The sequence below is a fragment of the Halomonas sp. 3D7M genome (assembly GCF_014897885.1).
GTDB lineage: Bacteria > Pseudomonadota > Gammaproteobacteria > Pseudomonadales > Halomonadaceae > Vreelandella.
In genome coordinates, this window is sequence record NZ_JABUZF010000255.1 from 2,764 (window position 1) to 15,485 (window position 12,722).

Sequence of the window (12,722 nt, forward strand, 5' to 3'; positions counted from 1 at the left end):
TGACCACCGACCCCTTTATTTTTCTGCTGTTGCTGGTGGGGGTGTTGCTACTGGTGGGAATGATCATCGATGGTATCGCTGCGCTGATCCTGGTAGTCCCCATCCTGCTGCCGATTGCCACCCAGCAGTTTGATATTACTCCCTACCAGTTTGGTGTGGTGGTCTGTCTGACGTTAGTGCTGGGACTTCTGACGCCGCCAGTGGGTGCAGGACTGTTTATTGCCTCTTCCATGACGGGGGTGCCGCCTATGCGTATCTTCCTGGCATTGTTGCCATTCCTGCTGGCGAGTCTTGTGACCTTGGTGTTGTTAGCTTGGCAGCCCTGGCTGACGCTGGCACTCCTCTAGAAAACGGATGTACAACCTTTAAGTAGCAGAGCCCCCTCAAGGTGTGACCTTAAGGGGGCCGCCCACCTTCAAACTATTCATGGCTACCTGACTGGCAATATCACGGATGCCTTCCATTGGGCTGACCGTGGTCGAGAGGGGGGGGGGCGATTACTTCGAAATTATCGAGTATTTAAATGCTAGTTTCTTCTTAAACAATTAATAGTATGAGATTGTTTAAAACAGCCCCGTGGAGGGTGAATAAAAGCTATAAATATCTTAAATGGAGTGACTATGAGCGATCATGATAATAAAAACGCTAGCCAAAGCGCGTTAAGCTTGAAAGGCGAAAGAAATGTTCACTGGAATCAGGATATCAGTTATGGGCAATATCTGGACTTAGAGCCCCTGTTATCTTGCCAGCGCCCACGCTCTGACGTACACGATGGGATGCTGTTTGTTATTATTCACCAAGTCTCTGAATTATGGCTTAAACAGTGTCTTCATGAAGCCCATGCGGCCGCTAATAATATTATGGTCGACGAGCTGCGGCCAGCTCTAAAGATGTTGACTCGGGTAGCACGCATCCAAGAGCAAATGATTCAGGCTTGGGAGGTATTAGTTACCATGACGCCAGCAGATTATATTTCCTTCCGTGATAGTCTCGGTCAAAGTTCTGGATTTCAATCGTATCAGTACCGCGAGCTGGAATTCTTGCTGGGAAATAAACATCCAGGGCTGGTTGAAGTGCATCGCTCGCATCCTAAAAACTATCAACACCTGACGAATGTTTTAAACGCACCCAGCCTTTATGATTGTTGTCTTAAATTATTGAGTCGACGCGGCTTTTCTCTTCCCGAAAAAGTGATTAACCGAGATTGGTCTGAGCCGTATGTGGCTTCACCCGAAGTAGAGGCCGTTTGGGCTGATATTTATCGCGATACTAACCAGTATTGGGATCTGTATGAGCTAGCCGAGAAGTTGATTGATACCGAATACAATTTCCACAAGTGGCGCTTTAGTCATATGAAAACGGTAGAAAGAATTATTGGCTATAAAGCGGGGACGGGAGGAACAACGGGTGTGTCTTATCTTAAAAAGGCATTGGATTTGAAGTTTTTTCCTGAGCTTTGGTCAGTTAGAACCACTATGTAGCCAACGATTGGTGGGTTCTGTTATTGATAATAAAAATGATGTCTCATGGTTATTGAAACCGCTGTGACTCTTTACCATGCTATGTGCTAAAAGATGATTTATATGCAAAATAAACCATCTTTTTTGGCGGTTTCATTATCGTAGATAAGTATCTGTGCTTGGCACTGGTAAGGCAGGGGCTTTTATTGTAACAGTACAGTGGCCGAGCGCTTTAGGGTTTCCGAGGGCAGTTCGCTGAAACGCACCTTGTACTCCTGTGAAAAGCGCCCCAACTGCTGGAAGCCGCAATCCATGGCGATGCTCGATACGCTTTCGTTGGGGGTGGCTCGTTCCAGGCGCTGGCGCACATAGTCGAAACGCAGTTGGCGGAAGTAGGCGATGGGAGAGACTCCGTAGTGAGTATGGAAGTCTCGATAGAGCCGTTCTCGTGAGACGCCAGCCGCTTGTTCCAATTCGGCTAGGCCGAGGGAGCGATCCAAGGACTCATGGAGTAGCGCTTCTAAGTCACTCAGGTAGGCAGGGCGCCCCTGTTGGCGACCGAGTAGCTCGCTTGTGTAGTTGTGAGGCTGGGTATACAGCAGGCTGGTAATCAGTGAGTTCTCGAAATTGCCCCACACCTCGGGAATATCGCAGAGTGAACCTTCGGCATGCAGCATTTCCTGCAGGTTAGCTACCATCTGCCACCACTCTTTCACCGTTCCGCTTAGAAGCATGCGTGGTTCAAAGATGACTGGCTGTGATAAATGGCGGTGCAACAGCTGTGATAGCTTGTGTTCAAGGGCTTGGCGGGAGAGGCGTACAAGGCGCTTCTGGCATTGCTCGTCCATGCTCAGGCGCAGTGTTTGGCTAGGCGAGATGATCGCTCCCACGGCAGTATCAGAGTCGAAGGCTTTATCTTGATACTCCATGCTCTGGGTGCCCTGAAGGGGCAAACTAATGCTGTAGCTGTGGGTCAGATCGGCAATGTCGACGGTTACCCGAGTGGCGTATTCGATGGTACCGATCGAAACACTGCCTAGGCAGGTTCCTTGATGGCGAAAGCTGAGCTGACGCGGTTGAGGTACTTCCAGACGATGGGGGCCGTTGACTTGGCTCATCCAGCGGCAGGCCGAGTCGGGATGACGAAACTCGGCGGTGATTTGTTGTCGGGCCATAGGTACGGTCATGTTTCCTCCTAGCCTCGCCGCAGTAATCATTATTTTGGGGCCTTGAGGCCGTAGCGCGGTCGAGGGTTTGTTCGCATGTCGTCTTTAAGTGCGCATTGCGAACTTGTATTGTTATTTTGCCACTTTGGTGAAGCAATGGCTATTCGTCTAAAAGTATTGCTTTTAGCCGCCTGAATAAAGACAAAACCGCAGACTTTCTGCTCGCTACCGGCCGACGAGACACCGGCTTCGTAGTGTCTCGCTGGGCGATTCGCCAAATACCTGACGATAACTGAGGCTGAAGCGCCCCATATGAGTAAAGCCCCAGCCCATGGCAATGTCGGTGATTGTCGCCGTGTCGGTGTCGGTTAGCAGCGCCTGCCGGACTCTTTCTAAACGCACCTGGCGTAAGGTTTCCATGGGGCTCTGATGGCGAAAATCTCGGAAGCCGGCATAGAGGGTTCTCAGGCTAACACCAGCCACCGACGCCAACTGAGCCGGGGTCAGCGGCTCTTGGGCATGGGCCTCGATATACTCCTCCACCCGTTTGACGTGGCGTGGGGCGAGGCGTTTATCCCCTTGGCGCAGCGCATCGCTGTAATTGTGGGGCTGAGTCGTTAACAGGGTATGGATGATCAATTGCTCAAGCTGGGGGGAAATCAGCGGATCTTGGTGTGCCTCCGGTGACTCCTTGAGCAGCCGAGTGATATAGCCGATTAGGTTGAACCAGCTGGGCGTGTCGCGCCAGTACATTACGGGGTGAAAACTTAAAGGGGCGCGTAGAGGGCGTCCCAAAAAGCGGCTACAGGCATGCTCTAGTGCTTCACGCTCGATACGTAGCATCAACTGATCACAATCTTCACTATAGTGCATCCTGAGTCGTGCCGTGGGGTTGAGTACTGAGGCCAGCAGCTGTCCCGAGTCGATCTGTTCGCCGTCGTTGTCAATCCGGGCTTGTCCCTGTAGGGGCATCTGAATCAGGTAGAAGTGCTCGAGCCGCTCAGGGTCGATGCGCACAGCTCCGCCATAGGCGAGGCGGTTATAGGAGACGCAGCCCAGCGCTACTGAGTGCAGGCGGGCAGACAGTTTGCCACCGTGACTCAACGGTTCCAGATGATGTGACTTAAAGATATTGGCGACGTTTGTGCGTGTTTCCTCTGCGGCAGTCGAGCTGAATACCAAGTTCCGATGATCCTCCATCAGGGCTTGCTTCATCCAACGGGGTAGTGATTGTTGCGTTGTCATAAGGATCTCAATTGTTGTTATGTGCCCGCATCAATGGGGAGTGTCGAAAGTCCTTTCAGTATAAATAGCGATTTTCTTGATTCATTTCTTGGCAAATTACTTTCTGCACTCAGCGGATAGAGATGGCAGTTAGCGGATCGTGAAGTGCTTACTTTCTTGTCTAAGGTGATGGCGTGGACTTTAGCAATGACCCGCCAACAACAACGAAAGGTATCTACATGGGCACTTCTATCGAGATCAAGGCAGCGGATGGCAGCGGAAACTTCACTGGTTATCTGGCCGTTCCCGCCTCCGGCAGCGGCCCCGGGATTGTGCTGCTGCAGGAAATATTCGGTGTTAATGCCACCATCCGTGAAATCGCCGATTACTACGCTGAAGAGGGTTATGTGGTGCTGGCACCGGATCTGTTCTGGCGTCAGGCGCCTAGCATTGAATTAGACTATACCCCGGAGGATTGGCAACGTGCCTTTGGTTTATTTCAAGGCTTCGATCAGGAGCTCGGTATTGAAGATATCGCCGCTGCTGTCGAGACCCTACGGTCGCGTCCAGAGTGCAGTGGTGCCGTAGGTGCCCTGGGCTTCTGTCTCGGTGCCCGTCTGGCCTATTTGACGGCTTGTCGTTGTGATGTAGATGCCGCGGTGGGTTACTACGGCATGGGAATCGAGAACCATCTGGACGAGGCAAAAAACATCCGTGGGACTCTAGTGCTGCACTTCGCCGAACAGGATGAATATTGTCCCGCCGCCGCCCGCGAGGCGATAGAAGCTTCCCTGGGCGAGCAGGATAATATCGAGCTGTATCTATACCCGGGTGTGGATCATGCCTTTGCCCGCCCTCATTCAGAGCACTACCACAAGCCCTCAGCGCTCATGGCCCACCAGCGCTCGGTGACGGCTTTTCGCAATGCGATAGGGCCTCATTACGATCTCTCGGCGCTGTGGGATAAGCATTGCGAGTATGAGTTTTCTACCCGCAACGTGGACGACACCATGGCCACCATGGTGGAACAGCCCTATGTCAACCATATCCCGACGCTCACGGGCGGGGTGGGGTATCGGCAGCTCTATCGCTTCTACAAGCATCACTTCGTCGACAGTAATCCCGCCGACACTACCCTGATTCCTCTATCACGCACTATCGGGGCGACTCAAATCGTTGATGAAACATTGTTCTGCTTTACCCACGATCGCGAGATCGACTGGTTGCTACCAGGGATTGCGCCCACCGGTAAGTATGTGGAAATCACGCTCGTCGCCATCGTCAAGTTCCGCGGCGACAAGCTCTATCATGAACATATTTACTGGGATCAGGCTTCGCTACTGGTGCAGATCGGGGTGCTCGACCCGACAGGGTTGCCAGTAGCAGGTCATGAGACAGCCGTTAAATTGCTAGACGAAACCTGGCCTTCCAACGAACTGATGCACACTTGGGGCAACAGCGCCAATCGCTGATCTATTTGTGCCTGCCTACTCGTAGCAATCACCTCAAAACCACTTGATGTTAAGAGAGCGTTTTCTGCTTGATCAGCGCAAGCTGCTCGGTTCTTTACCATTGTACGTCTGAGTTAGCTGCTGATGACGCGGTTGAAACACCGTCAGATTTGGCAAAAAAAACGCGTTAACACGTAAAGAAAAAGGGTGCCCATGATGGGCACCCTTTTTCATTAGCGGCTTGCTAACGACGTTAAGCGCTTTGTTTAACGCCTTTTTTGAGCTCACTTTGTTTGCTGTCATTGGCATCGCTTGGCTGTGGAAGCGAGGGCAGTGATTTAGCGAGCATATCGACACTATGCCGGTAGTAGAGCTGGCTCTTGTTGTGTTCGCCAAGGCTTGCATAGAGGCGAGCAAGCTCGGCGCATACTTCACCGCTGGGGCGTTGACGTTGACTGGCTTCAAAGTACTCCAGTGCTTTTTCCCACTTACCAGTACGCAGCGATAGTCGGCCACAGGTCAGCAATAGTTCGGGATCGTTGGGGCGTTCTTGCAGCCATTTTTCCGCTTTTGCTAGCTGGCGCGCAGCGTCTACGTTTAGTAGGCCGTAGCGTTTTACTAAGCGCGCATCCCAGTGGTTGTCCAGTGAGTGATTAAGCAAGCGCTCAGCAATAGGCTCTTCGTTGGCCTGTAAAAGCGCCTCGGTATAGAGCACGATTAGCTCGGTATTGCCGCGTAGATAGTCCGGCATATCGGCCCATAGCCCGCGTACACGCTCGATATTCGTGGGGTTTTTTGCCTCAAAAATAATCAATTCACGGTATGCTTTGAATTCCAGTTGCTCACGTTCTTGCTGAGTGATCAGCTTTTGCGCTGCCAAACGGGGTATTAACTGGCGTAAGCCTTCCCAATCGTTAACGCTTAAGTGCACTTGCTTAAGCAGCTTGAGGACTTGCGGGTGGTTGGGCAGCTTCTTATCCAGACGATTCAGAATGGCCAGCGCCTCTTCAGGCTGCTGACGATCAATCATCAGTTGAGCTTGCATCAGGCCAATCGCCGTATCAGCCCCTTCGGTAGTGAGCTGAGCCTGATTTAAATGCTCCTGAGACATTTCGTGGTGACCTTGGTAATGCGCCGCCAGTGCCGCAGAGAGGTAGTTCACAAGAGGTGTGCTGGAATCGTCAGCCGCTCGCACCAGCGTTTTCTCGGCTTTTTTCCAACGGCCTTCGGTTAAGGCCACCAAGCCGCGCACGGTGCGTTTCATGGCACGACGATTGCGGGCACGGCTATTCCAGGTGCGAAAACGCCCGACCGGACGAATAATGCCGCTGAGCAGGCGTAATGCAAAGTGCAAAACGATGAAGGCACCCAGTAGCAGCACCAAGCCGAACCAAAACGACGTTTGTACCGAGGTGTCACCAACGCGTATTAACCAGTAGCCTGGCACCGACATCATCAGGTGCCCGAACAGTGCGCCGACCGCTAAGCCGGCAACAATTAAGAGAATTAGCTTTCTCATGCATCACCTCCACCTTGGCGACGCGACTCAAAGCGGTTTTCAATAAAGCCCGCTAGTGCCTGTTGCGAAGCACTGATGTCTGGTAACTCAGGCTGCACCTGGGTTTGCTTCAGTTCTTGCAGGCGAGCAATAACGCTTTGCGTCTCTTCTCGTTCGGTATCGTAGTAGCCGTTGAGCAGCGCCAGTGCCTTATCGATGCTTGCCTCAAAAAGCGCTTGCTCTTCTTTAAGCAGTGCCAGCTGAGACTGTTCAAGAATCAGGCGTAGGCTTTGACGCAGATAGGACTCTTGCTCGGGTGTAATCAGTGTTTCTAACGCTTCGTCGTGCTGACGAATCACCACAAGATCTTTTAGCTCTTCCCCAAAGCGAGCCAATTGACGTTGGAAAGTGCCCGTGGGCGGCTGTTCAATGCTAGAGGTAACGGCGCGCTCTTCGATCTCTTGTGACAGGCGTAGGCCAGCAATACGCTCTTGCTGAGCGTTCAATGCAAGATAAATACCTGTGCGATCAACCTGTGGTACGGCGTCCAGGGCGGCAAGTTCGTTAGCAATTTCACGACGTACTGGCGTTAATGCAGGGTTGTCGGCATCGACCAAGCGAGCATCGGCGGTACGCAGCAGGGCGGCAGCACCTCCAACGTCACCTTCCAGTTGCAGGCGCTGGTTGGCTAACCGTAGCAGGTAGGCGGCTTCAGCGTGAAGCCAGTCTCGCTCGTCGGTCTCCTGCTCTTGAGAAAGCTGAGCTAGCACGTTGTCTAATGTGCTGTTGACCTCGCCACGGTAGCTGTCCAGCTCGCTACGCAGTTCGCTCATCGTGCTATTCAGCGCTTGGGTGCGCTCGGCTTCGCTGCTCTCAATGCGCGATGTTAGGTTGCTAACTGCCTGTTGCGAGGCACTGCTTTGTGTCAGTTGGGCGAGCTCGTCTATACGCTGCTGCTGGTTATCCAAGCGTTGCCAGCCTTGCCAAGCAGCAAACGCGACGGCAAGTGCCAGGATAATCACCAATGCAATGGCGATACCACTGCCTTTGCCACCACCACTGTTCGTGGTGCTGTTCTTAGAAGAGGGCGGGACATGCGCAGCATTGCCAGACGCGCTATTGCTAGACGTGCTATTGCCACTGCTCGTTGGCTTGGCGCTTGCCGTCTGCTTGGTACCTGCTGACGGCTTAGTGTCTGCCGAAGATTTAGTATCTGCAGAAGATTTAGCATCAGCTGTCTGTTTGGGCGCGTCGCTTGGTTGGGGCGAGGCTTGGTCATTATTGACGTTCGCTGAGGCGGTGCTGGCACTGGGCGCGCTAGAGCCCGCTTTATTACGGCGACGCGAGCGGCTGTTTTTAGCGGCGTAAGAAGATGCTGCCGTATTGCCTGCTGTTGACGTTTCGCCGCCCGACGCGGCTGACGCGGAGGTGTCGCTCGGTTTAGCGTCGTTTTGAGTTGTATCGGCAGACGCGTTGTGTACGCCTTCCTGATCATTTGGTTGTTTGCTCATCTGTCGCTAGCCCTTATTAAGTTCCTTGATCGACATCGGCACCCTTCGGGTTGCAGGACCGACCCAACGCCGCTGCCAGTGCAGCTGGTGTTGCTCCCGACGCCACCTTGAGGTCACGAAAACCCAGTTTACCGGCCAGTTTAGCTAAACGGTGACTGGAAACGATTAGCGGTTGGTTCAACGCTGCTTGTTCACACCATCTTGCCAGATGTTGAAGCAGTTCGCCGCTGGTAGCGATTAACGCTCGATAATCGCCGGTTAATAGACGTTGTTGCAGGGCAGGCGTTGGCGCTTGATATACACGTCGATACACGGCTATGCGGGTCACGTTGGCCCCACGTGCGCTCAATGTATCGGCTAATAATGAGCGACCACCTTCACCAGCCACTAGCAATATACGCTGATGCGTAAGCGTTTTGAGTGAGGCTAGTGACAACAGCGCCTCGCTCGTGTCTTCTCCGTAGTCAGGCGAAGGAATATGGACACGCACACCCAGTTGTTCAAAGAGCATGCTTGCCGTCGCACGGCCTACGCTATAGTAATCAATGCCCACAGGCAGCTGTGGCCAATAGCGATCAAGCGCCTCGCTTAAACAGTAAGCGGCAAAGGGGCTGACCACCACTATTTTATGGTACTGATCAATATCTAACCACACGCTACGTTGAACGTGGTCCTCGGGCAGCGGCTCTAAGCGCATAACATTGAGGTGCTCTACAGAAGCTCCCTTAGCACGCAGCGAGTCTGCTAGGGCCTCACCCCGCTCACCGGGGCGGCAGATCAGTACCGGTTGACTCATACGTTGCGGCCATACACCTCGGCTAATATATCGCCTGCCCCTTGATCCAGCAGATCCTCGGCGATTCGGATACCCAGGGCTTCGGGCTCATGAATGGAACCGCTGCCTTCTGCACGCAGTACCTCTGTACCTTCTGGGTTGCCAACCAAACCGCGCAGCCAAATAGTATCGCCTGCCTTATCAAGCACGGCATGGCCTGCGATAGGCACTTGGCAACCGCCTTCAAGACGGGTGTTCATGGCGCGTTCGGCACGTACACGGGTGGCAGTGTCGGGGTCATCCAGCGGGGCTAATAAGCCGATTAGCTCGGGGTCATGGAGGCGACACTCGATGCCTAGTGCCCCTTGGCCACAGGCAGGAAGGCATATTTCAGGCGGCAGTGCTTGGGCAATTCGTTCATCGAGACCTAAGCGTTTCAAGCCAGAGGTGGCGAGAATAATGGCATCAAATTCGCCCGCATCTAATTTGGCTAAGCGAGTCTGTACGTTTCCGCGTAGATTAAGAATCTGCAGATCAGGGCGCGCTTCACGTATTTGCAAGCCACGACGCAGACTAGCGGTACCGATACGAGCACCCTCTGGTAGCTCGTCGATGCTGGTATAGTGGTTAGAAACAAACGCATCGGTCGGATCGGCGCCTTCCAAAATGACAGAAAGACCGAGCCCTTCGGGAAAGTGCATAGGAACATCTTTCATTGAATGAACGGCGATATCTGCACGCCCATCGAGCATGGCATCTTCTAGCTCTTTCACAAAGAGCCCTTTACCGCCAATCTTGGAAAGCGGTGTGTCGAGAATTTTATCGCCCTTAGTGGAGAGCGCAATAAGTTCGACTTCCAGGCCGCTGTGTGCCGCCATCAAGCGGTCGCGGACGTGCTCGGCTTGCCACATGGCAAGCTGGCTTTTACGCGTGGCAATGCGCAGTTTAGTGATGGATGACACGTGGTTCTCCCTTTGTCGCTTACAGGTCGCGACGAACTATGATAAGTCTCATCATAAAGCACCCAGCCACACAGTAAAAATAACCGGCTGAATTTAAGGCCAGTGTTGTCAGGCAAACCACATATTTAGGTAATGCCATGCCCCTTGCTAAATCTCAAGGCAAGTTAGACCAGTTTTTTTTATTATCACAAGACTTATTCTTTAGTATTGATTTCGCAGGCATTTTACTTAACGTCAATCCTATGTTTGAAACCTTGCTGGGCTATTCCGCTAGCGCATGGATAGGCAAGCCATGCAGCAAGGTAGTGGACCGTCGCGATATCCCGGTTGTCGAGGAAGCATTGGCGTGTCTCCAGTCCCAAAAGAGAGTACCTCCGTTTGATGTTCGAGCGCTGACGGCTGAGGGACAAATGGTGTGGCTAGAAGTGACCGCTGTGGTGGGGGAAGGGGTCATTTACGTAGTCGCCCGTGATATTTCGCGACGAAAAGCCATCGAGAAACAGCTCATCCGTAATCAGAGGCTCTTCCAAATAGTTGGCGAGACAGCGCTGATTGGTGGCTGGTATGTTGATATGTCCGAAAGACTGCCTATTTGGTCGAACGAGGTGTGTCGCCTGCATGGCGTTTCGCCCGGGTTTCAACCCACTGTTGAGGAGGCAATTGACTTCTATGCGCCGAGCTTCCGGCAGCGTATCCGTGAGGTTTTTGAAGCCTGTTGCGAGCACGGTATCAGCTTTGATGAAGAGCTAGAGATCATCACTCGACAAGAAGTAAGGCGATGGGTAAGAGTGATTGGAAAAGCCGTACGAGACGAACAGGGGCACGTTGTTCAGGTTCAGGGCTCAACCCAAGATATCACTGAGCGCAAAGCGACAGAACGGCAGCTTACACTGCTAGAGAGGAGCGTTGAATCGAGTATCAATGGTGTCATCATTGTTGATGCTCAGCGGCATGATTTGCCAATAGTTTATGTGAACACGGCTTTTGAGCGAATTACCGGCTACTCTCGGGGTACGGTGATAGGGCAAAACTGCCGCTTTTTGCAGGGCGAAGAGACGGATCCCACCACGCTGGATCAGCTGCGCAGAGGGATTCGAGCGCAGCAAGACGTTCATGTCGTGATGCGCAATTACCGTCGTAACGGAGTGCCATTTTGGAATGATCTGTATGTTTCCCCTGTGCGCGATACTGCGGGCGCTGTAACGCACTTCATTGGTGTACAGAATGACATTACTGCCCAGCGCGAATACCAAGCGCAGCTTCGACATAACGCTTGCCACGATGCATTAACAGGCTTGCCTAATCGCTTGTTACTCGACCAGCGACTGGCACAGGGCTGCCAGCTGGCTAAGCGGTATCACCGCTATATAGCCGCGCTATTTGTCGATTTAGATGACTTTAAACCGATTAATGACACGCTTGGTCACGAGGTAGGCGACTATATGTTAATTGAGGTCGCCAAGCGCCTTGAAGAAGAGCTGCGCCCTTGGGATACCGTGGCGCGTTTTGGGGGAGACGAGTTTATCGTTCTATTGCCTGATTTAGCCCATGAAAAAGATGTCATGCAGGTCGTTGAGCGACTGCTCGCTCGTCTCTCTGCGCCCTACTGGTATCGAGGCAGCGAGCTACGTATTACTGCCAGTATAGGAATTGCCACTGATGATGGAATGATTAGCGAACCGCGCCAGCTTATACAGCAGGCGGATCTGGCGATGTATAAAGCCAAGCGGCAAGGGCGTAATACCTATCAGTGGTATACCGATGAGCTAAATCGTAAAGTTTCTGAACGGGTTAATTTACGTCATGCGTTGCAACAAGCCATAGAACAGTCGCAATTTGAGCTGCATTACCAACCGCAAATACATGGCTCCACGGGTCGAGTTTCTGGCGTAGAGGCGCTGATTCGCTGGTATCACCCTGAGCGTGGCAACATTGCTCCTGGCCAGTTTATTAGTTTGGCAGAAGATACCGGACAGATTATGCCGATCAGTGAGTGGGTGTTGGAGAGGGCGTGTCGTGATGCTGTCAGATTGAACGCGAGCGCAAATGTGCCTATTACCATGGCGGTGAATATTTCGCCCATGCAGTTTCAGCGCGCGGGATTTTTGTTATCTATTGAACGGGTGCTTGAGCAGACAGGCTTGGCACCCGAATTATTAGAGCTAGAGCTTACCGAAGGCGTACTGATGGACAGTACGGAGCATGTCATACAAACATTGCAGGATCTGCGTTCGCTGGGTGTGCATATTGCGCTGGATGATTTCGGAACCGGCTTTTCCAGTCTTAGCTATCTCAAACACTTGCCGATTAACAAGCTTAAAATTGATCGATCATTTGTGCGCGACGTGGTCAACGACACTCGGGATGCTGCGATTGTCGATGGCGTGGTAACCATGGCGGCCAAGCTGGGTCTTGAGGTATTAATCGAAGGCGTAGAGACGGCAGAGCAGTATGCATATCTCAGCGCACGCCATAGCAAGCATTTTCAGGGCTTCTACTTTGCTCGTCCGATGCCATTTTCAGCCATACGTAGCTTATTACACGAATCTCCTTATCCGTTTAGTGACGCTGAGACCTCGCCGACATGAAAAACGACTATAAAACGGCATGCCGCTGAGTGCGGCGACTCTGGTACACTTTCTGATAACGATGACTTTAGTTTTTAACGACTCCTT

At 52.5% G+C, this 12,722-nt stretch carries 10 protein-coding genes; 4 read left to right on the forward strand and 6 right to left on the reverse strand.

Annotation, left to right across the window (positions count from 1 at the left end; all coding sequences use genetic code 11):
* The coding region (locus INT22_RS21260) for a TRAP transporter large permease subunit (RefSeq protein ID WP_226912816.1) at positions 1 to 347 on the forward strand (347 nt) is incomplete at its 5' end.
* Positions 348 to 620: 273 nt separating this feature from the next.
* Positions 621 to 1,481 (forward strand): tryptophan 2,3-dioxygenase, encoded by an 861-nt coding sequence (gene kynA, locus INT22_RS16025; RefSeq protein WP_193059918.1) that lies wholly within the window; start codon positions 621 to 623, stop codon positions 1,479 to 1,481.
* Between the two features lie 182 nt (positions 1,482 to 1,663).
* On the opposite strand, the gene INT22_RS16030 is transcribed toward kynA, so the two are convergent.
* Both INT22_RS16030 and INT22_RS16035 read right to left on the reverse strand, forming a co-directional pair.
* The gene (locus INT22_RS16030; RefSeq protein ID WP_193059338.1) at positions 1,664 to 2,647 is read right to left on the reverse strand and encodes an AraC family transcriptional regulator; all 984 of its coding nucleotides are present in this window, start codon (positions 2,645 to 2,647) and stop codon (positions 1,664 to 1,666) included.
* Between the two features lie 204 nt (positions 2,648 to 2,851).
* Positions 2,852 to 3,871 (reverse strand): AraC family transcriptional regulator, encoded by a 1,020-nt coding sequence (locus tag INT22_RS16035; RefSeq protein ID WP_193059339.1) that lies wholly within the window; start codon positions 3,869 to 3,871, stop codon positions 2,852 to 2,854.
* 173 nt (positions 3,872 to 4,044) lie between these two features.
* Here INT22_RS16035 and INT22_RS16040 point away from each other — a divergent pair, with 173 nt between their 5' ends.
* On the forward strand, positions 4,045 to 5,322 hold the full coding sequence (locus tag INT22_RS16040) for a dienelactone hydrolase family protein (RefSeq protein WP_319022095.1): 1,278 nt from the start codon (positions 4,045 to 4,047) through the stop codon (positions 5,320 to 5,322).
* A 232-nt stretch (positions 5,323 to 5,554) separates the two neighbouring features.
* On the opposite strand, the gene INT22_RS16045 is transcribed toward INT22_RS16040, so the two are convergent.
* From INT22_RS16045 to hemC, 4 genes are read right to left on the reverse strand one after another with little or no spacing between them, the layout of a single operon-like run.
* Positions 5,555 to 6,820: a heme biosynthesis HemY N-terminal domain-containing protein gene (locus INT22_RS16045; RefSeq protein WP_193059341.1), complete on the reverse strand. Its 1,266-nt coding sequence runs from the start codon at positions 6,818 to 6,820 to the stop codon at positions 5,555 to 5,557.
* Positions 6,817 to 8,310 carry a uroporphyrinogen-III C-methyltransferase gene (locus INT22_RS16050; protein ID WP_193059342.1) on the reverse strand — a complete coding sequence of 498 codons (1,494 nt, stop codon included), beginning with the start codon at positions 8,308 to 8,310 and terminating at the stop codon, positions 6,817 to 6,819. Before INT22_RS16050 ends, INT22_RS16045 begins: the two co-directional genes overlap by 4 nt.
* Before the next feature lie 16 nt (positions 8,311 to 8,326).
* Positions 8,327 to 9,106: a uroporphyrinogen-III synthase gene (locus INT22_RS16055; RefSeq protein ID WP_193059343.1), complete on the reverse strand. Its 780-nt coding sequence runs from the start codon at positions 9,104 to 9,106 to the stop codon at positions 8,327 to 8,329.
* Positions 9,103 to 10,047: a hydroxymethylbilane synthase gene (hemC, locus tag INT22_RS16060; RefSeq protein ID WP_089040238.1), complete on the reverse strand. Its 945-nt coding sequence runs from the start codon at positions 10,045 to 10,047 to the stop codon at positions 9,103 to 9,105. The genes INT22_RS16055 and hemC overlap by 4 nt, the downstream gene beginning before the upstream one ends.
* A 137-nt stretch (positions 10,048 to 10,184) precedes the next feature.
* Between hemC and INT22_RS16065 the strand changes: the two genes are divergently transcribed.
* Complete coding sequence (locus INT22_RS16065) at positions 10,185 to 12,635, forward strand: sensor domain-containing protein (protein WP_193059344.1); 2,451 nt, start codon at positions 10,185 to 10,187, stop codon at positions 12,633 to 12,635.
* Positions 12,636 to 12,722 lie beyond the last annotated feature (87 nt).

Bases quoted from the DNA above. Each gene is read 5' to 3' on its own strand.
- INT22_RS16035 (WP_193059339.1), bottom strand. From the start codon at position 3,871: ATGACAACGCAACAATCACTACCCCGTTGGATGAAGCAAGCCCTGATG.
- INT22_RS16055 (WP_193059343.1), bottom strand. From the start codon at position 9,106: ATGAGTCAACCGGTACTGATCTGCCGCCCCGGTGAGCGGGGTGAGGCC.
- kynA (WP_193059918.1), top strand. From the start codon at position 621: ATGAGCGATCATGATAATAAAAACGCTAGCCAAAGCGCGTTAAGCTTG.
- INT22_RS16065 (WP_193059344.1), top strand. From the start codon at position 10,185: ATGCCCCTTGCTAAATCTCAAGGCAAGTTAGACCAGTTTTTTTTATTA.
- INT22_RS16030 (WP_193059338.1), bottom strand. From the start codon at position 2,647: ATGACCGTACCTATGGCCCGACAACAAATCACCGCCGAGTTTCGTCAT.
- INT22_RS16045 (WP_193059341.1), bottom strand. From the start codon at position 6,820: ATGAGAAAGCTAATTCTCTTAATTGTTGCCGGCTTAGCGGTCGGCGCA.
- INT22_RS16050 (WP_193059342.1), bottom strand. From the start codon at position 8,310: ATGAGCAAACAACCAAATGATCAGGAAGGCGTACACAACGCGTCTGCC.